This is a genomic window from Nocardia sp. NPDC049935, from assembly GCF_055586645.1.
The window spans coordinates 1-25,124 of sequence record NZ_JBVJHV010000005.1 but is presented as its reverse complement, the minus strand read 5'-3'; the positions used below and the strand labels follow the sequence as shown (position 1 = coordinate 25,124).

Sequence of the window (25,124 nt, the reverse complement as noted above, 5' to 3'; positions counted from 1 at the left end):
TCGCGGCGCGCACCCACTCGGACCATAGGATAGAGACTCGTGACTCCAGCCGACCTTGCAGATCTCCTTCACGCGACGGCCGCGAAGGTATTGGCCGAACGCGGCCTGGACCCTTCGGTGCTGCCCGACAAGGTCGATGTGGAACGTCCGCGCAACCCCGAACACGGTGATTACAGCACCAATGTGGCGATGCGGGTCGGTAAGAAGGCCGGTGCGAATCCGCGGGATCTGGCGGGCTGGCTGGCCGAGGCGCTGGCCGGAACCGATGCGGTGGCGTCGGCGGAGGTCGCCGGGCCCGGGTTCCTGAACATCCGGGTCGCGGCCTCGGCGCAGGGCGCGGTACTCGAACAGGTGCTCGCCGCGGGTGTGAAATACGGCACGGCCGACGCGCTGGCCGGAACGAGGATCAATCTCGAGTTCGTCTCCGCCAACCCGACCGGCCCGGTGCATCTCGGCGGCACCCGCTGGGCGGCGGTCGGCGACGCGCTGGGCCGGATCCTCACGGCGCAGGGCGCCGAGGTCACCCGGGAGTACTACTTCAACGACCACGGCGCGCAGATCACCCGGTACGCGGAATCGCTGGTCGCCGCCGCCACCGGCGCCCCGACCCCGGAGCAGGGCTACGCCGGCGCCTACATCGGTGAGATCGCCGACCGGATCGTCGCGGCGCATCCCGAAGCGCCCGGACTCGACCCGCAGGCGCGCCTGGAACTGTTCCGCGCCGAAGGCGTGGAATTGATGTTCGCGCATATCAAGAAGACGCTGCACGAATTCGGCACGGATTTCGATGTGTACTACAACGAGAGTTCGCTGTTCGCCTCCGGCGCGGTCGAGCGCGCGGTCGAGGCGCTGAAGAATTCCGGTGACCTCTATTCCAAGGACGGCGCCTGGTGGATCGCCAGTTCGGAATACGGTGACGATCAGGACCGGGTGGTCATCAAAAGCGACGGCAATGCCGCCTATATCGCCGGTGATATCGCCTATCTGCAGGACAAACGCGCGCGCGGTTTCGATCTGTGCATCTATATGCTCGGCGCCGATCACCACGGTTATATCGGCCGGCTGAAGGCCGCCGCGGCCGCGTTCGGAGACGATCCCGACAGCGTCGAGGTGCTGATCGGGCAGATGGTGAACCTGCTGCGCGACGGGGTCGCGGTGCGGATGAGCAAACGCGCCGGCACCGTGGTCACCCTCGACGACCTGGTCGAGGCCATCGGTGTGGACGCGTCGCGGTACTCGCTGGTGCGCAGCTCGGTGAATTCGAGTATCGATATCGACCTGGACCTGTGGGCCAAACAGGACAGCGTCAACCCGGTCTACTACGTGCAATACGCGCACGCGCGGGCCGCCTCGATCGCGCGCAATGCCGCCGAATTCGAATACGACTCCGTGACACCGGATTTCGCGCAACTGGACTCCGAGTTCGAGGGTGCGCTGATCCGGACCCTCGGGGAGTTCCCCCGGGTGGTCGCGAGCGCGGCGACCCTGCGCGAACCGCACCGGATCGCCCGCTACCTGGAAGAACTGGCCGGCGCCTACCATCCGTTCCAGACCAACAAGGCCCTGCGGGTGCTGCCGCTGGGCGACGAACCCGTGAGCCCGGTCAACGCCGCCCGCCTCGTGCTGGTGAACGCGACCCGCCAGGTCCTGGCCAACGGCCTGGGACTGCTCGGCGTCACCGCGCCGGAGCGGATGTGACCACCAACCGCGATCGCAACGACCGACTGTTCCCGCAGTGGGTGAGGAAGGAAGACCGATGAGCGTCCACCCGGCCGGGCCCCGGCACGCCATCCCGCACGCGCCGAATCTGCCGGAACGTCCCGCCGATCCGCGCGAGATGATCGACCTGCCCGCGCAGGTCTGGCCGCGCAACGCCACCCGCGGCGCCGACGATGTGGTGCGCCTGGCGGGCGTACCGGTCACCGAACTCGCCGCGCAGTTCGGCACCCCGCTGTTCGTGGTGGACGAGGACGATTTCCGGTCCCGCTGCCGGGATATGGTGCGCGCGTTCGGATCCGACGCGCGGGTGCACTACGCCTCCAAGGCTTTTCTCTGCGGTGAGATCGCGCGCTGGATCCGCGACGAGGGGCTGTCGCTGGACGTGTGCTCCGGCGGCGAACTGGCTGTCGCGCTGCACGCCGGTTTCCCCGCCGAGCGCATCGCGTTGCACGGGAACAACAAATCCGTCGCCGAACTCGAGGCCGCGGTCGCGGCCGGGGTGGGCCATGTGGTGGTCGATTCGCTGATCGAGATCGAACGCCTGGAAGCCGTCGCCGGTGCGGCCGGGGTGGTGCAGGACGTACTGGTCCGCGTCACCGTCGGCGTGGAGGCGCACACCCACGAATACATCTCCACCGCGCACGAGGATCAGAAATTCGGTTTCTCGATCGCCGGTGGCGACGCCATGGAGGCGCTGGCCCGGGTATTCGAGGCCGATAATCTGCGCCTGGTCGGGCTGCACAGTCATATCGGTTCGCAGATTTTCGAAATCGACGGTTTCGAAATCGCCGCGCACCGCATGCTGGGCCTGCTGCGGGAGGCGATCGACAAATTCGGTGTCGAACGGACCGCGCAGATATCGCTGCTCGATCTGGGCGGCGGCCTCGGCATCTCCTATCTGCCCTCCGACGATCCGCTGCCGCTGGATCTGCTGGCCGAGAAGATGCGCGAACTGGTGGCCCGGGAGGCCGAACGGGCCGGACTGCCGATTCCGACCATCGCGGTGGAACCCGGCCGCGCCATCGCCGGACCGGGCACGGTGACCGTCTACGAGGTGGGCACCGTCAAGGACGTCTCCCTCGACGGTGGCCTGCGCCGCCGCTATGTCAGCGTGGACGGCGGGATGAGCGACAACATCCGGCCCGCGCTGTATCAGGCCGACTACCACTGCCAGCTGGTCTCGCGCGGTTCCGAGACCGGGCCGGTGGTCGCGCGGGTCGTCGGAAAGCATTGCGAGAGCGGCGATATCATCATTCGTGACACCTGGCTACCGGCGGATGCCGGGCCCGGCGATCTGCTCGCCGTGGCCGGAACCGGGGCCTACTGCTATTCCATGTCGAGCCGGTACAACATGCTGACCCGTCCCGCCGTCGTCGCCGTACGCGACGGCGCCGCCCGGCTGATCCTGCGCCGGGAAACGGTCGAGGACCTGCTCGGTCTGGAAGTCTGATGGACGCGACGAAAGGAACGACCATGCCCGAAGTGACCGATGTGGTGGCCGGCCAGTGGGGCCCGGATCGGCCGATCGGTATCGCGGTCCTGGGTATGGGCAATGTCGGTAGCGAGGTCGTGCGGATTCTGCGGGAGCACGCCGACGACCTGCAGTCGCGTGTCGGCGCCCCGGTCACCCTGCGCGGGGTGGCGGTGCGGAACCTCGACCGCGACCGGGGCGTGCCCGCGGATCTGCTGACCACCGACGCCGAAGCGCTGATCGCCCGTCCGGATGTGGATGTGGTCGTCGAGGTCATGGGCGGGATCAACCCCGCCCGTGCCCTGATCCTGGCCGCGCTCAACGCCGGGAAATCCGTGATCACCGCGAACAAGGCCCTGCTCGCCGATTACACCGGTGAACTCGCCGCCGCCGCCGAGCGCAGCCGCGCCGACCTCTATTTCGAGGCCGCCGTGGCCGGCGCCATCCCGGTGGTGCGGCCGCTGATCCAGTCGCTGTCCGGCGACCGGGTCAACCGGGTGGTGGGCATCGTGAACGGCACCACCAATTTCATCCTGTCCGCCATGGACGAAACCGGCGCCGACTACGGCGAGACGCTGGCCGAGGCGACCCGCCTGGGCTACGCGGAAGCCGATCCGACCGCCGATGTCGAGGGCTACGACGCCGCGGCCAAGGCCGCGATCCTGGCGTCGCTGGCCTTCCACACCCGGGTGACCGCCGCCGATGTCTTCCGCGAGGGGATCTCCAAGATCAGCTCGGAGGATCTGGAGACCGCCACCGCGCTGGACTGCACCGTCAAACTGCTGGCGATCTGCGAGCGCGTCCCGGCCGGGCCCGGCGAGCCGACCGTGGCCGAGGGCGGCAAGGACCGGATCTCGGTGCGGGTGTATCCGGCGCTCATTCCGCGCAAACACCCGCTGGCGGCGGTCACCGGCGCGTTCAACGCCGTCGTCGTGGAGGCGGAGAACGCCGGCCGGCTGATGTTCTACGGTCAGGGCGCCGGTGGGGCTCCGACGGCGTCCGCGGTGCTCGGTGATCTGGTGATGGCGTCCCGGAACAAGTTCTTCGGTGGCCGTGCGCCCGGAGAATCGGTCTATGCTCAGCTACCGATCGCGCCGATCGGTGACACACCCACCCGGTACCACGTGAATCTGCAGGTCGAGGACCGTCCCGGTGTGCTGGCCGCGGTGGCGGGCGAATTCGCCGACCACGGGGTCAGTATTTCGACGGTCCGCCAGGAGGGTCACGCCGATAAGGCGCGCCTGGTCGTGGTCACCCACCTCGCGACCGAATCGGCGCTCGCCGAAACCGTCGCGGACCTGTCGAATATGGAATCCGTCACATCTGTCACCAGCGTTCTGAGATTGGAAGGCACCGAAGAATGACCACTGCATCGCGCAGCGATTCCGTCAGGGGCGGTGGGGAGACGGGCGGGCCCACCGGCGTCGCCCCGCAGGCCGGAGTGCATTCCCGCTGGCCCGGGCTGATCGCGGCCTACCGCGACCGGCTCGCGGGCGCGGCCGATTGGGAACCGGTCACCCTTTTCGAGGGCGGAACCCCGCTGGTGCCCGCACCGCATCTGTCGGAACTCACCGGCTGCGAGGTGTACCTGAAGGTCGAGGGCGCCAACCCCACGGGTTCCTTCAAGGACCGCGGTATGACCATGGCGATGACCGATGCCAAATACCGGGGTCAGAAGGCCGTGCTGTGCGCGTCCACCGGCAACACCTCGGCCTCGGCCGCCGCCTACGCGACCCGGGCGGGGATGACCTGCGCGGTGCTCATCCCGCAGGGCAAGATCGCGATGGGCAAACTCGCCCAGGCGGTGATGCTGGGCGCGAGCATCATCCAGGTCGAGGGCAATTTCGACGACTGCCTGGAACTCGCCCGCAAGGTGACCTCGGAATTCCCGGCCATCGGCCTGGTGAATTCGGTGAACCCGGCCCGGATCGAGGGCCAGAAGACGGCCTCCTTCGAGATCTGCGATGTGCTCGGCCGGGCCCCCGATGTGCACGCGCTGCCGGTCGGCAACGCCGGCAACATCACCGCCTACTGGCGCGGCTACCGCGAATACCACGCCGACCGTGTGACCGATTCGCTGCCGCGGATGCTGGGCGTGCAGGCCGCCGGCGCGGCGCCGCTGGTCAACGGCGCCCCGGTCAAGGAACCGGAGACCATCGCGACCGCGATCCGGATCGGGGCCCCGGCCTCGTGGAACGGCGCGGTGGCGGCCAAGGAGGAGTCCGGTGGCGCGTTCCGCGCGGCCACCGACGACGAGATCCTGGAGGCATATCACCTGGTGGCGGCGCACGAAGGCGTATTCGTGGAGCCCGCGTCGGCGGCGAGCGTGGCCGGTGTGCTGGCCGCGCGCAAGGAGGGCTGGCTGGCGCCGGGACAGACCGTGGTCTGCACGGTCACCGGTAACGGCCTGAAGGATCCGGATACCGCCCTGCTCGGTATGCCCGAGGTCCAGGCGATCCCCGTCGACCCGGTGGCCGTCGCCGCCCGTCTGGAACTGGCCTGATCTTGGATACTCGCGAAAGCCGGCTCGTGTCCCCGACCCTGCCCGCCGGAATCACCGTCACGGTGCGGGTGCCGGCCTCCAGCGCGAACCTCGGTCCCGGATTCGATTCCCTCGGCCTGGCCCTGGGGCTCTACGACGAGATCGAGGTGCGCAGCACCGATTCCGGCCTCACCATCCGGGTCGAGGGCGAAGGCGCCGACGAGGTGCCGTGGGGACCCCAGCATCTGGTGGTCCGGGCCATCGAGCGCGGTCTCGAATCGGCCGGTGTCTGGGCCGACGGCCTGGACGTGGTGTGCCGTAACGCGATTCCGCATTCGCGCGGACTGGGATCGTCGGCCTCCGCGGTGGTCGGCGGGCTCGCCGCCGGCTGTGCGCTGGCCGCGGAATTCGATCCCGCCCTGACGGCGGATACCGACCGGATGGTGCAGCTCGCAGCGGAATTCGAGGGCCACCCCGACAATGCCGCCGCCAGTGTGCTCGGTGGAATCGTGGTGTCGTGGACCGAGATCGGCCCCGGCCCCGACAGCGACGATATCGCCCTGCCGCAGCGCGGCTACCGGGCCGTGCGGCTGGACGCGCATCCCGCGCTGCGTCCGGTGGTGCTGGTCCCCGAGGAGCGGTCCTCCACCGCCCAGACCCGCGGGCTGCTGCCCGACCTCGTCCCGCACCGGGACGCGGCCTTCAACGTCAGCCGGGCCGCGCTGGCCGTGGTCGCGCTCACGCAACGCCCGGATCTGCTGCTCCCGGCCACCGAGGACCGGCTGCACCAGACCCAGCGCGCGCCCGCGCTGCCGCTGACCACCACCTGGATCGAACGACTGCGTGACGCGGGTGTCGCGGCGACTGTCTCCGGCGCCGGGCCGACCGTTCTCGCGCTCATGACCAGCGCTTTTCCGGATGATCTGCGGGCGCTGGCGGTCGCGGACGGGCTGCGGGTGCTCGAACCCGGCTTCGCCGAAGGCGTCCAGGTCAGCACGGCCGAGGGGGTCCGGATCGGCTGACGGGCGCGTCCGCCTTGCCGACCATCGCAGTTGCCCGCTATCCTGGGCAAGTCCGTACATCGCGCGCATCAGACGCCGGTGCTTCATCAGGGCAATCGCTCCAGCAGGCTCCAGGCTCGAGCCCTCATGCCATGAGGGTGCCGCGCAGCCGCTCAACTGGAATGATCTCTTCCACCTTTTTCAGCGGTGGCGAAGCACCCGGTCCCGGAGGGGCAGGCGATACGGCTACAAATCCGAGTCCGGCAGCGAGTTCGGGCTACGGAACGAACCCTCGACACAGCACACGGCCATCGAGGGAAGGAAAGGATCTCCGTGACAGATACGGACCTGCTCGCGACACCCGGGGTGGTATCCGACTCCGAACCCTCGGGCAACCGCGAAAGTGACTCCGGACAGATTTCATCCAAGATGAGCGAAAACACCGACATCGGATCGGGGCTGACTGGAATGTTGTTGCCGCAGTTGCGCGCACTGGCAGGGGAACTCGGAATTCGAGGCACCTCCGGTATGCGCAAGGGTGATCTCATCGCCGCAATCAAGGAAAACCAGGCCGGCAGACCCGCCGCCGCGGAGCGTACTACCCGCGCCAAGACTGCCAGAGAACGTAAAACCGCAGACCAGCCCGTCGAGGCGGGGTCTGCCGCGCCCGAGTCCGCTGCGCCCGCCGCCCCGGTCGCGGCCGCCGCGCCCGCCGAGCAGAAGCCGGGCTCCGCGCCCGACGCCGCCGCGGGTAAGGACACCGCCGCCGACAACGCGGGCAAGGGCAGCCAGGGGGCCACCAACGGCACGGCCGTCGTCAACGGCGCCGCCACCGAGACCGAACACGCGAACGACGGCAAGGCCGATTCGAAGAACGACGCCGATTCGAAGAACGACGGCGCCAAGAACGAGGGCCGGGCCGAGTCGAAATCCGGCGACGGCTCCGACGACGGCCGGGATTCCGGCCAGCGTGGCCGCGGCCGGCAGCGTCGCGGCCGGGATCAGCAGGGCAAGAACAACGGCGACCAGGGCGCCGATTCCCGCTCCGACGACGGGAAACAGGACGGCAAGGACGGTAAGGACGCCGATCAGGGCGAGCGCCGTCGCGACCGCAACCAGTCCGGCCAGCAGGGTCAGGGCGGCGACCAGCGCGGTTCCGGTGGCAACCGGGGCAACGACCGCGACCGTGGTGGCGACGACGAAGAAGGCGGGCGCGGGCGCCGCGGCCGCCGGTTCCGGGAACGCCGCCGGGGTCGCGATCGCGACGGCGGGGGCGAAGCCCGCGAGCCCGAGATTCGCGAGGACGACGTCCTCCAGCCGGTCGCGGGCATCCTCGACGTGCTGGACAACTACGCGTTCGTGCGGACCTCCGGCTACCTGGCCGGCCCGAACGACGTGTACGTGTCGATGAACCTCGTCCGCAAGAACGGCCTGCGCCGCGGTGACGCGATCACCGGCGCGGTCCGCGCCCCGCGCGACGGCGAGCAGAGCAACCAGCGGCAGAAGTTCGATCCGCTGGTGCGGCTGGACACCGTCAACGGCGCCGAGGTCGATTCGGCCAAGCGCCGCCCGGATTTCAGCAAGCTGACCCCGCTGTACCCCAACCAGCGGCTGCGCCTGGAAACCCTGCAGAACAAGCTGACCACCCGCGTCATCGACCTGATCATGCCGATCGGTAAGGGTCAGCGCGCACTGATCGTGTCTCCGCCGAAGGCCGGTAAGACCACGATCATGCAGGACATCGCCAACGCGATCGCGATCAACAACCCCGAGTGCTACCTCATGGTGGTGCTGGTCGACGAGCGTCCCGAAGAGGTCACCGATATGCAGCGTTCGGTGAAGGGTGAGGTCATCGCCTCCACCTTCGACCGGCCGCCGTCGGATCACACCTCGGTCGCGGAGCTGGCCATCGAACGGGCCAAGCGCCTGGTCGAGATGGGTAAGGACGTCGTCGTCCTGCTCGACTCGATCACCCGCCTGGGCCGCGCGTACAACAACTCCTCGCCGGCGTCGGGACGCATCCTGTCCGGTGGTGTCGATTCCACCGCGCTGTATCCGCCCAAGCGGTTCCTGGGCGCGGCCCGCAATATCGAGAACGGCGGCTCGCTCACCATCATCGCCACCGCGATGGTGGAAACCGGTTCCACCGGTGACACGGTGATCTTCGAGGAGTTCAAGGGCACCGGCAACGCCGAGCTCAAACTCGACCGCAAGATCGCCGAGCGGCGCGTGTTCCCCGCGGTGGACGTCAACCCGTCCGGTACCCGCAAGGACGAGCTCCTGCTCAACCCCGACGAGGCGGCGGTGCTGCACAAACTGCGCCGCGTGCTGTCCGGTCTGGACTCGCACCAGGCGATCGACCTGCTGATCGACCGCCTGCGCAAGAGCAAGAACAACCTGGAGTTCCTGATGCAGGTCTCCAAGACCGCACCCGGCGCCCTGGACGAGTAGGCAGGCCGGAAAACGGGGGGCGCCCACTTGGGCGCCCCCCGTTTTTCACCGGGAACAACTGCGGCACGAGGTGCGTTTCAGCAGGCGCGAGCGGTTCTGGCATAATCGACCGCCGTGCGTCTGCGAATTGCGCAGACAATCCCGCCTGAAGTCGGTTCCGGTTCACGTCCGAAATATCGGACGACCCGGCGACCAATATCGAGAGGACACCCATGAAGGCAGGAATCCACCCGGCCTACGTCGACACCACCGTCGTCTGTGGTTGCGGTAACACCTTCCAGACCCGCTCCACCAAGGAATCCGGGCATATCACCGTCGAGGTCTGCTCGCAGTGCCACCCGTTCTACACCGGCAAGCAGAAGATCCTGGACACCGGTGGTCGTGTGGCCCGCTTCGAGGCCCGCTACGGCAAGCGCGCCAAGAAGGCCGACGCCAGCTAGCTTTCCCGCCAACGCCCGGCCCTGCTTCCACGCAGGCCGGGCGTTGGTGTTTTTGTGCCCGCCCCTCCGCGTCGCCCTTCCGAGTAGGAGCCTCGTCCATGGCCGAGAAAACCGCACCGTCCATCATCGACGATGTGCTGGCCGAATACGCCGGACTGGAAACCCAGCTGGCGGATCCCGCGCTGCACAACGACCCGGGCGCCGCCCGCCGGGTCGGGAAGCGGTTCGCCGAACTGGCCCCGGTGATGACCACCTACAAGAAGCTCGCCACCGTCCGTGACGATCTGGAGGCGGCCCGCGAACTCGCCGCCGACGATCCGGCCTTCGCGGCGGAGGTCCCCGGCCTCGAGGAACAGCTCGAGGAACTGGAGAAACAGCTCGCCGACCTGCTGGCGCCCCGCGACCCGCACGACGGCGACGATGTGGTGCTGGAGGTGAAATCCGGTGAAGGCGGCGAGGAATCGGCGCTGTTCGCCGCCGACCTGGCCCGCATGTACATCCGCTACGCCGAACGCCACGGCTGGAAGGTCGAGGTACTCGACGCCGCCATCTCCGATCTGGGCGGCTACAAGGAAGCGACACTGTCCATCAAGAGCCGCGACGCCGCCCGCGACGGTGTGTGGTCGCGGTTCAAATTCGAGGGCGGCGTCCACCGCGTGCAGCGGGTGCCGGTCACCGAATCGCAGGGTCGCGTGCACACCTCGGCGGCCGGGGTGCTGATCTATCCCGAACCCGACGAGGTCGAGGAAGTGCAGATCGACGAGAACGATCTGCGTATCGACGTCTACCGCTCCTCGGGAAAGGGCGGCCAGGGCGTCAACACCACCGACTCCGCGGTCCGCATCACCCATCTGCCGACCGGTATCGTCGTGACCTGCCAGAACGAACGCTCTCAGCTGCAGAACAAGGCCCGCGCCATGCAGGTGCTGGCCGCCCGCCTGCAGGCCCTCGCGGAGGAGCAGGCCGATCAGGAAGCGGCCCAGGGCCGGGCGAGCCAGATCCGCACGGTGGACCGTTCCGAGCGCATCCGCACCTACAACTTCCCGGAGAACCGGATCGCCGACCACCGCATCGGTTACAAGGCGCACAACCTGGACTCGGTGCTCAACGGCGATATGGACGCTCTCCTCGACGCGCTCTCCACCGCCGACCGTGCCACCCGGATGGAAGGGTGACACGCTCCGTACCGGCGGCCGGCGCCTCCGGACCCGGGCTTCGTGCGGCGATCCGGCCCCTCCGCCCCTTCCCGCCCGCGCCGGGCGCGATAATCGGCGGGTGACCGGTGTTCAGCTCCGCCCTGTAATCGCCGAGGCGACAGAATCGCTGCGGGCCGCGGGGGTGGCGAGTCCGCGGGCGGATGCCGAACAGCTGGCGGCGCACGTCCTCGGGGTGCCGCGATCGCGGCTGCTGCTCGCGCCCCTGATCGAACCCGACCGGCTCGACGCCTTCCACACCCTGATCGCCCGCCGCGCGGCCCGCGAACCCCTCCAGTATCTGACCGGGCAGTCCTTCATCGGAGAAATCGCACTGGAGGTGGGACCCGGGGTCTTCATACCCCGCCCGGAAACCGAGCTGCTGTTCGCCTGGGCGCTGGCCCGCCTCGCCGCCGTCCGGCCCGGCCGTGCCCCGCTCGTGGTCGACCTGTGCACCGGTTCCGGCGCGCTGGCCCTCGCGCTCGCCCACGCCCGCCCCGATGCCGAGGTGCACGCCGTGGAACTCGACCCGGACGCCCTGACCTGGGCTCGCCGCAACGCCGATCGCCGCGCAGCCGCCGGGGACACCCCGGTCACCCTGCACCACGCCGACGTCACCGACCCCGCCCTGCTCACCGAGCTGGACGGCCGGGTGGACATCGTGGTCGCCAACCCGCCCTATATCCCCGAAGGCGCGGATCTGTCGCCCGAGGTGGCCGACCACGACCCGCACCGCGCCCTGTTCGGCGGCCCCGACGGCCTCGACGTGATCCGCCCTCTGGTCCCGCTCATCGGCCGCCTGCTGTGCCCAGGCGGAGGTGCGGCCGTCGAACACGACGACACCAACGGGGGCGATCTGGCGAGACTGCTCTCCGCCGACGGACGCTTCACCGAAATCACCGAGCACCCGGACCTGGCGGGCAAGCCCCGATTCGTCTCGGCAGAGCGGCACGCGGAGTAAGCGCCCTCCCCCGCCCTGCGCCGAGGAGCGCTGGTCATGCCCGGCCGGTCCAGGGCGTCTCGCACCTTTTCCCGACGGTCGCCTCCGAGGGCGGGGCCCGCCCCGGGTCTGGACTGACGGAGCGGGGGAGCGAAGCGGAGGAGCGGAGGAGGGAAGACCCGGGGTTGACAGGGCCCCCGCCTCCCCCGCCGGAGGCGGGGCAACAATACAGCCCATACCATGGGGCGCGTGAGTACCGTCTACGACTGCGCCGATTCCGATTCGCGCGCCGCCGGCCTGGCCGCGGCGACCAGTGCTCTGAGAGCGGGTCGGCTGGTCGTGATGCCTACCGATACCGTGTACGGCCTCGCCGCGGACGCGTTCGATTCCGCCGCCGTCGCCTCGTTGCTGGCGGCCAAGGGGCGCGGGCGGGATATGCCGGTTCCGGTACTGGTGGGGTCGTGGAACACGATCGACGGGCTGGTGTTCTCGGTGCGTCCGCAGGCCCGGGATCTGATCCGGGCCTTCTGGCCCGGTGGGCTGAGTGTCGTTGTGCAGCAGGCGCCGTCGCTGGCGTGGGATCTCGGTGACGCCCGCGGCACGGTGATGTTGCGGATGCCGTTGCATCCGGTGGCGCTGGAACTGCTGCAGGAGGTGGGGCCGCTGGCGGTGTCGAGCGCCAATATCTCCGGCCGCCCGGCCGCCGCGAATGCCGAGCAGGCCCGGGAGCAGCTCGGATCCGTGGTGGGTGTGTATCTGGACGGTGGTCCGGCGCAGCACGCGACCCCGTCCACCATTGTCGATCTCACCGGCGACCAGCCGCGCATCCTGCGTGAGGGCGCGGTGGCGACGGCGGCGGTCGCGGAGGTGCTGGGAACCACGCCCGAGGCCCTGACCGGGTCCGTCGCGCGGTGAGTGCGCCGATTTCGGTGGGGCGATCCCTCCGCCAGCGCTCCGGCCTCCGCCGTTCGTATGTGGCCGGATCGGCGGAAGGTGATCTGGTGCCGGGGTGGTGGTCGGCGCGATGACGGGTTCCGGCGCGGTTGTCCCGCTGCGAGAGCTTCTGCTGGTCCTGTTGATCTCGACCGTGGTGACCTTTCTGGCCACCGGGGGGATCCGGACCTTGGCGATCGGTTTCGGCGCGGTGGCGATTCCCCGCGATCGCGATGTCCACGTGAAGCCGATTCCCCGGATGGGCGGGGTCGGCATGTACATCGGCGTGGTGGCCGCGGTGCTGTTCGCGCATCAGCTGCCGGCGCTGCGCCGCGGGTTCGACTATCGGCCCGATATCTCGGCGGTGCTGGTCGCGGCCACGATCATCGTCGCGGTGGGCATCGTGGACGACCGCTGGGGTCTGGACGCGCTGACCAAGTTCGCGGGTCAGGTCACCGCCGCGGGGGTGATGGCGGTGATGGGCCTGGGCTGGTATCTGATCTACGACCCGTTCAGCAACAGCACCGTGGTCCTGGACGGCCTGCAGGGCGGTCTGGTGACCGTCGCGGTGGCGGTGACGCTGATCAACGCCATGAACTTCGTGGACGGTCTCGACGGGCTGGCCGCGGGGCTGGGCCTGATCGCGTCGTTCGCGGTGTTCGCGTTCGCGGTGGGGCTGCTGACCGAGCAGGGCGGTTCTGTGGACAGTTATCCGCCCGCGCTGCTGGCCGCCGCGATGGCGGGCGCCTGCCTGGGCTTCCTGCCGCACAATTTCTCGCCGGCCCGGATCTTCATGGGTGATTCCGGGTCGATGCTGATCGGTCTCGTGCTGGCGGCGGTGTCCACCAGCGCGTCCGGCCGGATTCCGCTGCAGGGGTACGGGCCGCGCGATATCGTCGGCCTGCTCTCGCCGCTGCTGCTGGTGGGCGCGGTGATGTTCATTCCGGTCCTGGATCTGCTGCTGGCGATCGTGCGCCGGGTGCGGGCCGGGGTGAGCTTCTCCACGCCCGACAAGATGCATCTGCACCATCGGCTGCTGCAGATCGGGCATTCGCAGCGCCGGGTCGTGCTGGTGATCTATCTGTGGGTCGGCATCCTCGCGTTCGGCGCGGTCGGCACCTCGGTGATGGACCGCCGGGTGGTGGTGCTGCTGATGGCCGCCGGGTTGCTGTTCGCCCTGGTGGTGACGGCGGTGCCGGGGCTGTGGCGGCGTCAGGCCCGGCGGGACGCGGCGGGGTCGGTTACCGAGTCCGGGTAGAGTTCGGGCCGTGTCGACCAGTCCAGAGCTGCACCCTGTCTCCGACGACCCCGATGTCCCGCTGCGTGCGGCGTTGCGCTACGGGTTGATCGGCCTGGTGGTGCTGACCGTGGTCGCGGTCGTGGTGGCCACCCTGGCCGCCGGTACTGCGGGACTGTGGGGCGCGTTGCTGGGCGCCGCGATCGGTGGTGGTTTCATCCTGACCACGGCCGTGGTGGTGCTGCTGGGGGCGAAGTTGCCGCCCTCCACCGCGGGGCTGGTGATGCTGGCGAGCTGGGTCGGAAAACTGCTGGTAGCGCTTATCGTGGTGGCCGTTCTGCAGCAATTCGAGTTCTACGACAGGGTCGCGTTGTTCCTGACCGTCGTGGGCGCCCTGGTCATCGTTCTGGGGGCCGAAACATACGGTGTATTACGACAGAAAGTTCCGTACGTGAACGTCCCTGACCAGCACGGGGACGAGGATTCCGAGACCGCCTGAGATAACGCTACGACAACTTGTCGTAGATAACAGCGCCCCCGCTACACGTTGTCGTAGTTCTCTTGGTAAAGTCTTGGTAAGCAAGCGACTCGGCAAGGGGTGCCGACGAGGTCTCACGAGCAGTCGCTATGCTACTGCCGTGCCGGGCTCGTAATGGGTTCGGTTCTGCATGTCGACGATGTCGCCGACACACGTACAGACGCCAGCGCGGAACCCCGCTACAGCAGCTGACGAACTTCGAGCCGACCTCAGTCGACCCACATTGATCGTCAATGTCCGATCGAACCGCGGGAGCGAGAACTTCCCGCGGACCGAACACGGGAGAGAACGCTGAGCGTCACCACCTTGGCCGCGGAGTTTCACGCGCCGTCGCTAACCGACTTCTTCCCTCCGGCGGTGCTGTTCGAGGGGACTCCCTTCGAACTCGATCGGCTGATGCTGGTCCGGCTTCTGATGACCGCCGTGCTGGTGGCATTCCTGTTCCTGGCTTTCCGCAGCCCGCGCATCGTGCCGAAGAAGCTGCAGAACATCGGCGAAATGGGAATGGTCTTCGTCAAGGAGCAGATCTGCGAGGAAGTGCTCGGCAAGGAAAGCGGCCGCAAGTTCTTCCCGCTCATCGCGACGATCTTCTTCACGGTCCTGTTCCTGAACTTCTCGGGTGTGATCCCCGGTCTGAACATCTCGTCGAACGCGCGTATCGGCATGCCGCTGGTACTGGCAGTGATCGCGTATATCGCGTTCAACTACGTGGGCATCAAGAAGTACGGCCTCTTCACCTATATGCGCAGCAGCATCGTCGTTCCGAATGTTCCGCCGGCCATGCACTTCCTGCTCATTCCGATCGAGTTCGTTTCGACCTTCATCCTGCGGCCGTTCACGCTGACCGTCCGACTCATGGCCAATATGCTCGCCGGCCACATCATGCTGGTGCTGTTCTTCAGCGCGACCCAGTTCTTCCTCTTCGACGCGGACAACTGGATGAAGGTGTTCTCGCCCTTCTCGCTGCTCGGCGGGCTCGCATTCACGATCTTCGAACTGCTGGTCATTTTCCTGCAGGCGTATGTGTTCGCGTTGCTGACCGCCGTGTACATCAGCCTTGCCCAGCACGCCGACGACCACTGACCGACCGGAACAACCGATAAGGACCTGCTGCACCACGCCGTCCGGCGGGTGAGCAACAGAAAGGGAATGGAAGACTCATGAGCCTCTCGTACCTGGCCCAGGAAGCTGCCACCAACGAATCCACGCTGAAGGGCCTCGGCGCCGTCGGCTACGGCCTGGCCGCCATCGGCCCCGGTATCGGCGTCGGCATCGTCGTCGGTAAGGCGATCGAGGGCTTCGCCCGTCAGCCCGAGCTCGCCGGCCAGATCCGGACCAACATGTTCCTCGGCATCGCGTTCACCGAAGCCCTGGCGCTGATCGGCCTCGTCGCCGGCTTCATCTTCTGATTCCGATGAACGAGTTCATTCTGCTCGCAGAAGAAGCGGGAGAGGATGTGAATCCTCTTCTCCCCGCGACGTACGACATCGTCTGGTCGGCGGTCTGCGTGGCGATCATCGCCTTCGTGGTCTACAAGTACGCCGTTCCGCGCCTGATGAAGGTGCTGGACGAGCGCGCCGACAAGATCGAGGGTGGCATCAACCGGGCCGAGGCCGCGCAGGCCGAAGCCCAGGAGACGCTGCAGCAGTACAAGAAGCAGCTGGCCGACGCCCGGCTGGAAGCGGCGAAGATCCGCGAAGATGCCCGTACCCAGGGCCAGCAGATCCTCGCCCAGATGAAGGCCGATGCCCAGGCCGAGAGCGACCGTATCGTCGCGGCCGGGCACACCCAGCTGGAAGCCCAGCGTCAGCAGATCCTGACCGAACTCCGTGCCGAGGTCGGCCGTACCGCGGTGGACCTGGCCGAGAAGATCATCGGTCAGTCGGTTACGGACGAGGCCAAGCAGGCCGCGACGATCGAGCGATTCCTCGACGAGATCGACCGTTCGGACGCCGGTATCGGGGTCGGAAGGTAACGACGGAGGAGTGAAAACCATGTACGCAGCGAGCCGTGAGGCCAGCTCCCGGTCCAAGGAGGCGCTCCGGGCCGCGCTGACCGGCAGCAACGGTGTTGCGGCCACGACGGGGTCCGAACTGTTCGCCGTTGTCGACGTACTGGACGACCAGCGTCCGCTGCGTGTGGCGCTCGCGGACGTGTCGGTGCCCGGTTCGGCCCGCGCCGAACTGAGCGAGCGGGTTTTCGGGAGCCGGGTCAGTGCTGCCACCCAGGCGGTGCTGACCACCGCGGTGGCCCAGGACTGGTCCCGCGCCCGCGACCTGGTCGACACCCTGGTGCTGCTCGGGCAGCTGGCGCTGCTGGAGTCGGCATCCGAACAGGACCGGCTGACCGCTGTCGAAGACGAGCTGTTCCGGTTCGGCCGGATCATCAACGACAGCCCGCAGCTGGAACAGGCACTGTCCGATCGGGCCACCTCCGCGGCGGCCAAACGTGACCTTCTCGCGCGGCTGCTGTCCGGGAAGACCGAACCGGTCACCCAGGCGCTGGCGGAACAGGTGGTCACCAGGCAGCGTTCCGGTATCGGTCCGGCCTTCGACGAACTGTCCGACCTGGCCGCGTCGCGGCGTGAACAGATCGTCGCGCATGTGCGATCGGCGATCGCCCTGACCGATTCCCAGCGGGAACGGCTGGCGGGTTCGCTGGCGCGCATCTACGGCAAGGCGGTCACCGTGCACGTCGAAACCGACCCGGGTCTGCTCAGCGGACTCGTCGTACGCATCGGTGACGATGTGATCGATGGCAGTGCGATCGGCCGGCTGGAACGGATGCGCCGCTCGCTGACCTAGCGGTACGGCCCCGGACCCCGGGCGCCGGCCGCACCCACCCCCCGACATTCCAGACCAGAGACCGAGAGCAGGAAGAACATGGCGGAGCTGACGATCTCCTCCGACGAGATCCGTAGCGCGATCGAAAGCTACACCCAGAGCTACACCCCGGAAACCTCCATCGAGGAAGTCGGTGTCGTCACCGATACCAGTGACGGCATCGCGCACGTCAGCGGCCTGCCTTCGGCCATGGCCAACGAGCTGCTCGAATTCCCGGGCGGTGTGCTCGGCGTCGCGCTGAACCTCGAGGACCGCGAGATCGGCGCCGTCGTGCTCGGCGAGTTCGCCGAGATCGAAGAGGGCCAGCAGGTGCGCCGCACCGGCGACGTGCTCTCGGTTCCGGTCGGCGACAAGTTCCTCGGCCGCGTGGTGAACCCGCTCGGTCAGCCGATCGACGGTCTGGGCGATATCGAGGCCGACGAGCGTCGTGTCCTCGAACTGCAGGCCGCCACGGTGCTCGAGCGCCAGCCGGTCGAGGAGCCGATGGCCACCGGTATCACCGCCATCGACGCTCTGACCGCCATCGGCCGCGGCCAGCGTCAGCTGGTGATCGGTGACCGCAAGACCGGTAAGACCGCGGTATGCATCGACACCATCCTGAACCAGAAGGCCAACTGGGAGTCGGGCGATCCGGCCAAGCAGGTCCGCTGCATCTACGTGGCGATCGGCCAGAAGGGCTCCACCATCGCGGGCGTCAAGACCGCCCTCGAGGAGCACGGCGCGCTGGAGTACACCACCATCGTCGCCGCCCCGGCCTCCGATTCCGCCGGCTTCAAGTGGCTGGCCCCCTACACCGGTTCGGCCATCGGCCAGCACTGGATGTACCAGGGCAAGCACGTGCTGATCGTGTTCGACGATCTGACCAAGCAGGCCGAGGCCTACCGCGCCATCTCGCTGCTGCTGCGCCGCCCGCCGGGCCGCGAGGCCTACCCGGGTGACGTCTTCTACCTGCACTCGCGTCTGCTGGAGCGTTGCGCCAAGCTCTCCGACGAGATGGGCGGCGGTTCCATGACCGGTCTGCCGATCATCGAGACCAAGGCCAACGACATCTCGGCCTTCATCCCGACCAACGTCATCTCCATCACCGACGGTCAGGTCTTCCTGGAGTCCGACCTGTTCAACAAGGGTGTCCGCCCGGCGATCAACGTCGGTACCTCGGTCTCCCGTGTCGGTGGCGCCGCCCAGACCAAGGGTATGAAGAAGGTCGCCGGTTCGCTGCGTCTGGAAATGGCCCAGTACCGCGAGCTGGAGGCGTTCTCCGCCTTCGCCTCGGACCTGGACGCCGCGTCGCTGGCCCAGCTCGAGCGTGGTGCCCGCTGGGTGGAGCTGCTCAAGCAGGACCAGTACTCGCCGATCGCGGTCGAGGACCAGATCGTCTCGATCTTCCTGGTCGACCGCGGCTACTACGACTCGGTGCCGGTGGCCGATGTGCGCCGCTTCACCACCGAACTGCTCGAAGATCTGCACAACACCGCCGCGGACGCCTTCGCCGGCATTGCCGGTGGCAAGGTGCTCGAGGGCGACGCGGCCGAGCAGGTCAAGACCGCCACCGACAACTTCAAGCAGGGCTTCCTGGCCTCCGACGGCACCCGCGTGGTGAACGAGCCGGGCGCCGGCGAGCTCGCGAACGAAGAGGTCGAGTCGCTGTCGGTCACCCGCAAGCACGTCGAGAAGTAGACCGGGCGAACCATGCGCTGTTTTCCTGTCACGCCGCGAATGAGGGGAGTGTGAACCGCTGATGGCCAACTTGCGTGAATTGCGCTCCCGTATTCGGGGTATCAACTCGATCAAGAAGATCACCAAGGCCCAGGAACTGATCGCGACCTCGCGAATCACCAAGGCCCAGGCCCGGGTCCGGGCGGCCAAGCCGTACGCCGAGGAAATCACCAAGGTGGTCGCGGAACTGGCGAGTGCGTCGAAGAACCTGTCGCACCCGCTGCTGACCGAACGTCCGAATCCGCGGCGTGCCGCCGTGCTGGTGATCACCAGCGACAGCGGTCAGTGTGGTGGTTACAACTCGAGCGTGCTCAAGCGCGCCGAGGAACTGATGACCACACTGCGCGGTGACGGCAAGGAGCCGGTGCTCTACGTCATGGGCAACAAGGGCCTGACGTATTACTCCTTCCGCGACCGGCGGCCGGTGGCCGCCTGGACCGGCTTCTCCCAGCAGCCGAACTTCGCGGATGCCGGCGCCGCGTGCACGCACCTGGTGAACAGTTTCATGGCCGGCTCGGACGGGCAGATCGAGGCCCCGGACGGTACCGGCGATATCGCGGGAGTGGACGAGCTCCATATCGTCTACACCCGGTTCGTGAGCATGTTGACGCAGACGCCGGAGGTGCGCCGGATGGCGCCGATCCAGATCGACTTCGTCGACGAGAACTTCGACCTCGGCAAGGACATGCTGTCCGATTCGCCCACGGCCGAGGTTCGCGCGCAGTACGAATTCGAGCCCGACGCCGATGTACTGCTGGCGGCGCTGCTGCCCAAGTACGTCAACACGCGGATCTACGCATCGTTGCTCGAGGCAGCGGCATCCGAGCATGCGGCTCGGCGCACCGCAATGAAGGCGGCCACCGACAACGCCAACGAATTGGCGAGTTCCCTGTCCCGGCAGGCCAACTCGTTGCGGCAGGCCAACATCACGCAGGAAATCAGCGAAATCGTCGGCGGCGTGAACGCCCTGGCGGCCAGCTCGGAACGCGACTGAGACGCAGGAAGAGAACCTAGAAAATGACCGCAGCTGTTACTCGAGAAGACTCGAGCCGGACCGGCGCCGCCACGGGCCGCGTGGTCCGCGTCATCGGCCCCGTCGTGGACGTCGAATTCCCGCGGGGCTCCATCCCAGATCTGTTCAACGCCCTGGCCGCCGATATCGCTCTGAAGTCGGTTGCCAAGACGCTGACCCTCGAGGTCGCCCAGCACCTCGGTGACAACATCGTGCGCACCATCTCGATGCAGCCCACCGACGGCCTGGTCCGCGGCGCCGAGGTCCGTGACTCCGGCAAGCCGATCTCGGTGCCGGTCGGCGATGTCGTCAAGGGCCATGTGTTCAACGCCCTCGGTGACTGCCTCGACACCCCCGGTCTCGGCCGGGACGGCGAACAGTGGGGTATCCACCGCAAGCCGCCGAGCTTCGACCAGCTCGAGGGCAAGACCGAGATCCTCGAGACCGGTGTCAAGGTTCTCGACCTGCTGACCCCGTACGTGAAGGGCGGCAAGATCGGTCTGTTCGGTGGTGCCGGTGTCGGCAAGACCGTTCTGATCCAGGAGATGATCACCCGTATCGCTCGGGAGTTCTCCGGTACGTCGGTGTTCGCCGGCGTCGGTGAGCGCACCCGCGAGGGCACCGACCTGCACCTGGAAATGGAAGAGATGGGCGTCCTCCAGGACACCGCCCTCGTCTTCGGCCAGATGGACGAGCCGCCGGGCACCCGTATGCGCGTCGCCCTGTCGGCGCTGACCATGGCGGAGTATTTCCGCGATGTGAAGCACCAGGACGTGCTGCTGTTCATCGACAACATCTTCCGGTTCACCCAGGCCGGTTCCGAGGTCTCGACCCTGCTGGGCCGGATGCCCTCGGCCGTCGGTTACCAGCCGACCCTGGCCGACGAGATGGGTGAGCTGCAGGAGCGCATCACCTCGACCCGTGGCCGGTCCATCACCTCGCTGCAGGCCATCTACGTGCCCGCCGACGACTACACCGACCCGGCGCCGGCGACCACCTTCGCCCACCTGGACGCGACGACCGAGCTCTCCCGCCCGATCTCGCAGAAGGGCATCTACCCGGCCGTCGACCCGCTGACCTCGACTTCTCGTATCCTCGAGGCCTCGATCGTCGGCGACCGGCACTTCGCGGTGGCCAACGAGGTGAAGCGGATCCTGCAGAAGTACAAGGAACTGCAGGACATCATCGCCATCCTCGGTATGGACGAGCTCTCCGAAGAGGACAAGGTCCTCGTCGGCCGCGCCCGTCGTCTCGAGAAGTTCCTCGGCCAGAACTTCATCGTGGCCGAGAAGTTCACCGGTCAGCCGGGCTCGGTCGTGCCGCTGGAGCAGACCATCGACGACTTCGACCGGGTCTGCAAGGGCGAATTCGACCACTTCCCGGAGCAGGCGTTCAACAGCTGCGGTGGTCTCGACGATGTCGAGGCGGCCGCGAAGAAGATCGCCGGAAAGTAGCCCCTGATGGCGGATATGTCAGTTGATCTCGTCGCGGTCGAGCGGCGGCTCTGGTCGGGGCGGGCGAGTTTCGTCAGCGCCCAGACCACCGAGGGACAGATCGGCATCATGCCCGGCCACGAGCCGTTGCTCGGCCAACTGGTCGAGGGCGGCATCGTGTCCATCGTCGATACCGACGGCTCCCGGATCGTCGCCGCGGTCCACGGCGGATTCTTCTCGGTGACCGCCGATACGGTTCGTGTGTTGGCGGAGTCCGCGGAGTTCTCTTCGGAGGTCGATGTCGAGGCCGCGAAGCAGGTGTTGTCCGACGATGCGGCTTCCCAGGAAGCGCAGCTCGTCGCGCAGGGCCGGGTCCGCGCGGTGGAGCAGGCAGGGGCCTGACCCCGCCGGGGACGATCCCGCACAGCAGCAGGCTCCGGCCGGTGACGAACACTCGTCACCGGCCGGAGCCTTTTGCCGTCCGGCGGTGCCCCCGGCGTTCGCCCACCACCGCCCGCAGGGCGGTGACCTCGCGATCCCGGAGACATCCCGGTGCTGTTTGTAAACTGGTACGTGGTTGAATGACCACGGATGTTTCACCCGAGGTCGATTCGTTGTCGCCTCGGATGTGAGCGAAGGGATGTGCGGCATTGCAGACCGGGATGGTAGTTCTGATCATTCTGGTGTTAGTGCTGGTCACACTCGCTCTGGTTTCCACGTATCGCCTGGTCATGTTGCGTAAGGGTGGGACCGCGGCCATCCTCCGCGTGCTCCCGGCCGACGGCGGCGAACGCTGGCGCCATGGTGTCATCCGCTATGACGAGGACCACCTCGTGTTCTTCAAACTCACCAGTCTCAAACTCGGCGCGGATTCGGTGATCCGTCGTCGCGGGATCGAGATCGGCGATCGGCGTGGTCCCCGCGGGGACGAATTCGACATCATGACCGACGAGATCGCGGTGATCGGCGTCTCCGATCGCTCCGGTGACTACGAGCTGGCGCTGGACCGGCCCGCTCTCACCGCCTTCCTCTCCTGGGTCGAATCCCGGCCCTCCGAACGGGCCCGCCGCCTTCGCGGGCACTGACGCCGCGCAACCGCGGTTCGGGCCGGAGCGCCTTGCCGGTGTGACGAGAGAGACCGCGGCCCAATTGGGCATCACCGCAGAACCCCGTAGGCGGCCGCTCGAGCGTTTATGGTGGGTCCTGTGAGCGTGCATCTGACGCGGATCTACACCCGGACCGGCGACGACGGGACCACCGGTCTCAGTGACTTCTCGCGGGTCACCAAGAACGACCCACGGCTGGTCGCGTACGCCGACTGCGACGAGGCCAACGCGGCCATCGGCGTCGCCGTCGCCCTCGGGCAACCGGACGAGTCACTGGTCGCGGTGCTGCGACGTATCCAGAACGACCTGTTCGACGCGGGTGCGGATCTGTCCACCCCGGTGGTGGCCGAACCGGAGTATCCGCCGTTGCGGATCACCGAGACCTATATCGAACGCCTGGAAGCCTGGTGCGACGAGTTCAATGCCGAACTGGCGCCGCTGAATTCGTTCATCCTCCCCGGAGGCACCCCGGTCGCGGCCCTGCTGCACACCGCCCGGACGGTGGTACGCCGTGCCGAACGGTCGGCTTGGGCCGCGGTGGACGCCCACCCCGAGGACACCAGCGTGCTGCCGGCCAAATACCTCAACCGGCTGTCGGATCTGCTGTTCATCCTGAGCCGGTACACCAACCCGGAGGGTGATGTGCTGTGGCAACCGGGTGGTGGAAAGGCCGAGGTGGAATCCGATTCCGATGCGGCCCCGGGAACCTGACACGGATCACTTCCGGCGGCGGCCGCCCGGTCGCCCGGCCGGGTGCGCCGGTGCGATGCGCCCGAGCTCCACATTCGCTCGACCTGCGCGGGGACGCGATCGCCCGCGCTCTATCCTTGCACTCACTGGTGCGCCGAATACTCGGAGAGGCGGCATGGAACGGTTTTTGGTAACTGGCGGCAACCGGCTGGTCGGTGAGGTCTCGGTCGGAGGCGCCAAGAACAGCGTCCTGAAGCTGATGGCCGCTGCCCTGCTGACCGAAGGCACCACCACCATCACGAACTGCCCGGACATCCTGGATGTCCCGCTGATGGCGGAGGTACTGCGCGGTCTCGGCTGCGATGTCACCATCACCGGCGATGTGGTGACCATCGACACCCCCGCCGAACCCAAGTACCACGCCGATTTCCCGGCGGTGACCCAGTTCCGCGCCTCGGTGTGCGTGCTCGGCCCGTTGATGGCCCGGTGCAAACGTGCGGTGGTCGCGCTACCCGGTGGTGACGCCATCGGGTCGCGCCCCCTGGATATGCATCAGGCGGGGCTGCGGTTGCTGGGTGCGACCAGCGAAATCGAACACGGTTGCGTGGTGGCCCGGGCCGACGAACTGCAGGGGGCCCGGATCCGGCTGGACTTCCCGTCGGTCGGTGCCACCGAGAACATCCTGATGGCCGCGGTGCTGGCCCAGGGAGAGACGGTGATCGACAACGCCGCCCGCGAACCCGACATCGTCGACCTCTGCACCATGCTCACCCAGATGGGGGCTCGGATCCGCGGTGCCGGCACCTCGGTGCTGACCATCCACGGCGTCAAGCGGCTCCAGCCGACGACCCACCGGGTGATCGGCGACCGCATCGTCGCCGCGACCTGGGGTATCGCCGCGGCCATGACGATGGGCGATGTACGGGTCACGGGAGTCAATCCCCAGCACCTCGCCCTGGTGCTGGACAAACTCCGGTCCGCCGGCGCCCGGATCTCCTTCGAACCCGAAGGGTTCCGGGTCGTCCAGGCCGACCGCCCGCGATCGGTGAACTTCTCGACCCTGCCGTTCCCGGGTTTCCCGACCGACCTGCAGCCGATGGCCATCGGCCTGGCCGCGATCGCGGACGGCACGTCGATGATCACCGAGAACGTCTTCGAGGCGCGGTTCCGTTTCGTCGAGGAGATGATCCGGCTCGGCGCCGACGCGCGGACCGACGGGCATCACGCCGTCGTCCGGGGGATCCCGCGGTTGTCGAGTGCTCCGGTGTGGTCGTCCGATATCCGGGCCGGCGCCGGTCTGGTCCTGGCCGGCCTCGTCGCCGACGGGATCACCGAAGTGCACGACGTATTCCATATCGACCGCGGTTATCCGAACTTCGTCGAGAAGCTGCAGGCGCTCGGCGCCGATGTACGGCGGGTAGGTGCGGGTCATTGACGATTCACGCCGCACGGCCGCGAAACGGTAGTCGTAAATGGCGAGAATTAGGGCCTGTGACCAGGCGATTTGACATCGATTTAGATGCCGCGTAACTTTATCCAAGTCAGAGCGACACGGACACCGACCCGGGGCCCGGAGCGAGGCGGAAACGCCGAGCCGGAGGGACCAGGGAAACGAGGTAGGACGAGGAGCGCCTGGCGATCACACTGGCTCGACCGGGATGCCGATTTGCAATCGGGAAAACGGGTGAGCTAAGCTTAGGAAGTTGCCTCACGGATCGGACAGCGAATAGCTGCGAGATTGTGAGTGCGTGTGTTCTTTGAGAACTCAATAGTGTGTTGATGAATGTCAGTGCCAAATTTTTGATTTGGTTTCGGTTCTTCATGCCCCCGTGTGGAGGGCCGAACATTTATGTCAGCTAAATTCCAGCTGGCGATTGTTTTGCTAGGTTTTCGGACTCTAGTGTTTACTTTTGATTGCG

The 25,124-nt window shown here is 67.5% G+C and carries 23 protein-coding genes; all 23 read left to right on the top strand.

Annotation, left to right across the window (positions count from 1 at the left end):
- The first annotated feature begins 39 nt into the window (after window positions 1-39).
- The 23 genes from argS to murA all read left to right on the top strand — a co-directional run bounded on the left by argS (window position 40) and on the right by murA (window position 24,640).
- Window positions 40-1,698 carry an arginine--tRNA ligase gene (argS, locus tag ACZ6SF_RS19965; protein ID WP_466063662.1) on the top strand — a complete coding sequence of 553 codons (1,659 nt, stop codon included), beginning with the start codon at window positions 40-42 and terminating at the stop codon, window positions 1,696-1,698.
- A gap of 58 nt (window positions 1,699-1,756) precedes the next feature.
- Window positions 1,757-3,169, top strand: coding sequence for a diaminopimelate decarboxylase (gene lysA, locus ACZ6SF_RS19960; RefSeq protein ID WP_466063661.1), 1,413 nt, complete (start codon window positions 1,757-1,759; stop codon window positions 3,167-3,169).
- Window positions 3,170-3,192: 23 nt separating this feature from the next.
- A complete protein-coding gene (locus ACZ6SF_RS19955; RefSeq protein ID WP_466063660.1) occupies window positions 3,193-4,554 on the top strand; it encodes a homoserine dehydrogenase in 1,362 nt (453 codons plus the stop codon).
- A gap of 77 nt (window positions 4,555-4,631) precedes the next feature.
- Window positions 4,632-5,693: a threonine synthase gene (gene thrC / locus ACZ6SF_RS19950; RefSeq protein WP_466064072.1), complete on the top strand. Its 1,062-nt coding sequence runs from the start codon at window positions 4,632-4,634 to the stop codon at window positions 5,691-5,693.
- Between the two features lie 26 nt (window positions 5,694-5,719).
- Window positions 5,720-6,694, top strand: a complete 975-nt coding sequence (gene thrB / locus ACZ6SF_RS19945; protein WP_466063659.1) for a homoserine kinase — start codon at window positions 5,720-5,722, stop codon at window positions 6,692-6,694.
- Between the two features lie 312 nt (window positions 6,695-7,006).
- The gene (gene rho / locus ACZ6SF_RS19940) at window positions 7,007-9,124 is read left to right on the top strand and encodes a transcription termination factor Rho (RefSeq protein ID WP_466063658.1); all 2,118 of its coding nucleotides are present in this window, start codon (window positions 7,007-7,009) and stop codon (window positions 9,122-9,124) included.
- Window positions 9,125-9,336: 212 nt separating this feature from the next.
- Window positions 9,337-9,564, top strand: a complete 228-nt coding sequence (gene rpmE, locus ACZ6SF_RS19935) for a 50S ribosomal protein L31 (protein ID WP_450003928.1) — start codon at window positions 9,337-9,339, stop codon at window positions 9,562-9,564.
- A gap of 98 nt (window positions 9,565-9,662) precedes the next feature.
- A complete protein-coding gene (gene prfA, locus ACZ6SF_RS19930; protein WP_466063657.1) occupies window positions 9,663-10,739 on the top strand; it encodes a peptide chain release factor 1 in 1,077 nt (358 codons plus the stop codon).
- Window positions 10,740-10,839: 100 nt separating this feature from the next.
- Window positions 10,840-11,718 (top strand): peptide chain release factor N(5)-glutamine methyltransferase, encoded by an 879-nt coding sequence (gene prmC / locus ACZ6SF_RS19925; protein WP_466063656.1) that lies wholly within the window; start codon window positions 10,840-10,842, stop codon window positions 11,716-11,718.
- A 228-nt stretch (window positions 11,719-11,946) separates the two neighbouring features.
- Window positions 11,947-12,612: an L-threonylcarbamoyladenylate synthase gene (locus tag ACZ6SF_RS19920; RefSeq protein WP_466063655.1), complete on the top strand. Its 666-nt coding sequence runs from the start codon at window positions 11,947-11,949 to the stop codon at window positions 12,610-12,612.
- A gap of 109 nt (window positions 12,613-12,721) precedes the next feature.
- Window positions 12,722-13,888, top strand: coding sequence for an MraY family glycosyltransferase (locus ACZ6SF_RS19915; protein WP_466063654.1), 1,167 nt, complete (start codon window positions 12,722-12,724; stop codon window positions 13,886-13,888).
- Window positions 13,889-13,898: 10 nt separating this feature from the next.
- Window positions 13,899-14,366 carry a hypothetical protein gene (locus ACZ6SF_RS19910; RefSeq protein WP_466063653.1) on the top strand — a complete coding sequence of 156 codons (468 nt, stop codon included), beginning with the start codon at window positions 13,899-13,901 and terminating at the stop codon, window positions 14,364-14,366.
- A gap of 396 nt (window positions 14,367-14,762) precedes the next feature.
- The gene (atpB, locus tag ACZ6SF_RS19905; protein ID WP_466064071.1) at window positions 14,763-15,488 is read left to right on the top strand and encodes a F0F1 ATP synthase subunit A; all 726 of its coding nucleotides are present in this window, start codon (window positions 14,763-14,765) and stop codon (window positions 15,486-15,488) included.
- 77 nt (window positions 15,489-15,565) lie between these two features.
- Window positions 15,566-15,814: an ATP synthase F0 subunit C gene (locus ACZ6SF_RS19900; protein ID WP_466063652.1), complete on the top strand. Its 249-nt coding sequence runs from the start codon at window positions 15,566-15,568 to the stop codon at window positions 15,812-15,814.
- A gap of 5 nt (window positions 15,815-15,819) precedes the next feature.
- Entirely contained in the window at window positions 15,820-16,380 is a 561-nt protein-coding gene (locus ACZ6SF_RS19895; RefSeq protein ID WP_466063651.1) for a F0F1 ATP synthase subunit B, read from the top strand.
- 19 nt (window positions 16,381-16,399) lie between these two features.
- Window positions 16,400-17,209 (top strand): F0F1 ATP synthase subunit delta, encoded by an 810-nt coding sequence (locus ACZ6SF_RS19890; RefSeq protein WP_466063650.1) that lies wholly within the window; start codon window positions 16,400-16,402, stop codon window positions 17,207-17,209.
- Between the two features lie 78 nt (window positions 17,210-17,287).
- On the top strand, window positions 17,288-18,925 hold the full coding sequence (gene atpA, locus ACZ6SF_RS19885) for a F0F1 ATP synthase subunit alpha (RefSeq protein WP_466063649.1): 1,638 nt from the start codon (window positions 17,288-17,290) through the stop codon (window positions 18,923-18,925).
- 61 nt (window positions 18,926-18,986) lie between these two features.
- Window positions 18,987-19,958: a F0F1 ATP synthase subunit gamma gene (locus ACZ6SF_RS19880; protein WP_466063648.1), complete on the top strand. Its 972-nt coding sequence runs from the start codon at window positions 18,987-18,989 to the stop codon at window positions 19,956-19,958.
- Between the two features lie 23 nt (window positions 19,959-19,981).
- The gene (gene atpD / locus ACZ6SF_RS19875) at window positions 19,982-21,430 is read left to right on the top strand and encodes a F0F1 ATP synthase subunit beta (RefSeq protein ID WP_466063647.1); all 1,449 of its coding nucleotides are present in this window, start codon (window positions 19,982-19,984) and stop codon (window positions 21,428-21,430) included.
- Between the two features lie 6 nt (window positions 21,431-21,436).
- Complete coding sequence (locus tag ACZ6SF_RS19870) at window positions 21,437-21,811, top strand: F0F1 ATP synthase subunit epsilon (RefSeq protein WP_466063646.1); 375 nt, start codon at window positions 21,437-21,439, stop codon at window positions 21,809-21,811.
- A gap of 260 nt (window positions 21,812-22,071) precedes the next feature.
- Window positions 22,072-22,494, top strand: a complete 423-nt coding sequence (locus ACZ6SF_RS19865) for a DUF2550 domain-containing protein (protein ID WP_466063645.1) — start codon at window positions 22,072-22,074, stop codon at window positions 22,492-22,494.
- Between the two features lie 120 nt (window positions 22,495-22,614).
- Window positions 22,615-23,226 (top strand): cob(I)yrinic acid a,c-diamide adenosyltransferase, encoded by a 612-nt coding sequence (locus ACZ6SF_RS19860; protein ID WP_466063644.1) that lies wholly within the window; start codon window positions 22,615-22,617, stop codon window positions 23,224-23,226.
- Window positions 23,227-23,380: 154 nt separating this feature from the next.
- Window positions 23,381-24,640 carry a UDP-N-acetylglucosamine 1-carboxyvinyltransferase gene (murA, locus tag ACZ6SF_RS19855; RefSeq protein ID WP_466063643.1) on the top strand — a complete coding sequence of 420 codons (1,260 nt, stop codon included), beginning with the start codon at window positions 23,381-23,383 and terminating at the stop codon, window positions 24,638-24,640.
- Window positions 24,641-25,124: the final 484 nt, after the last annotated feature.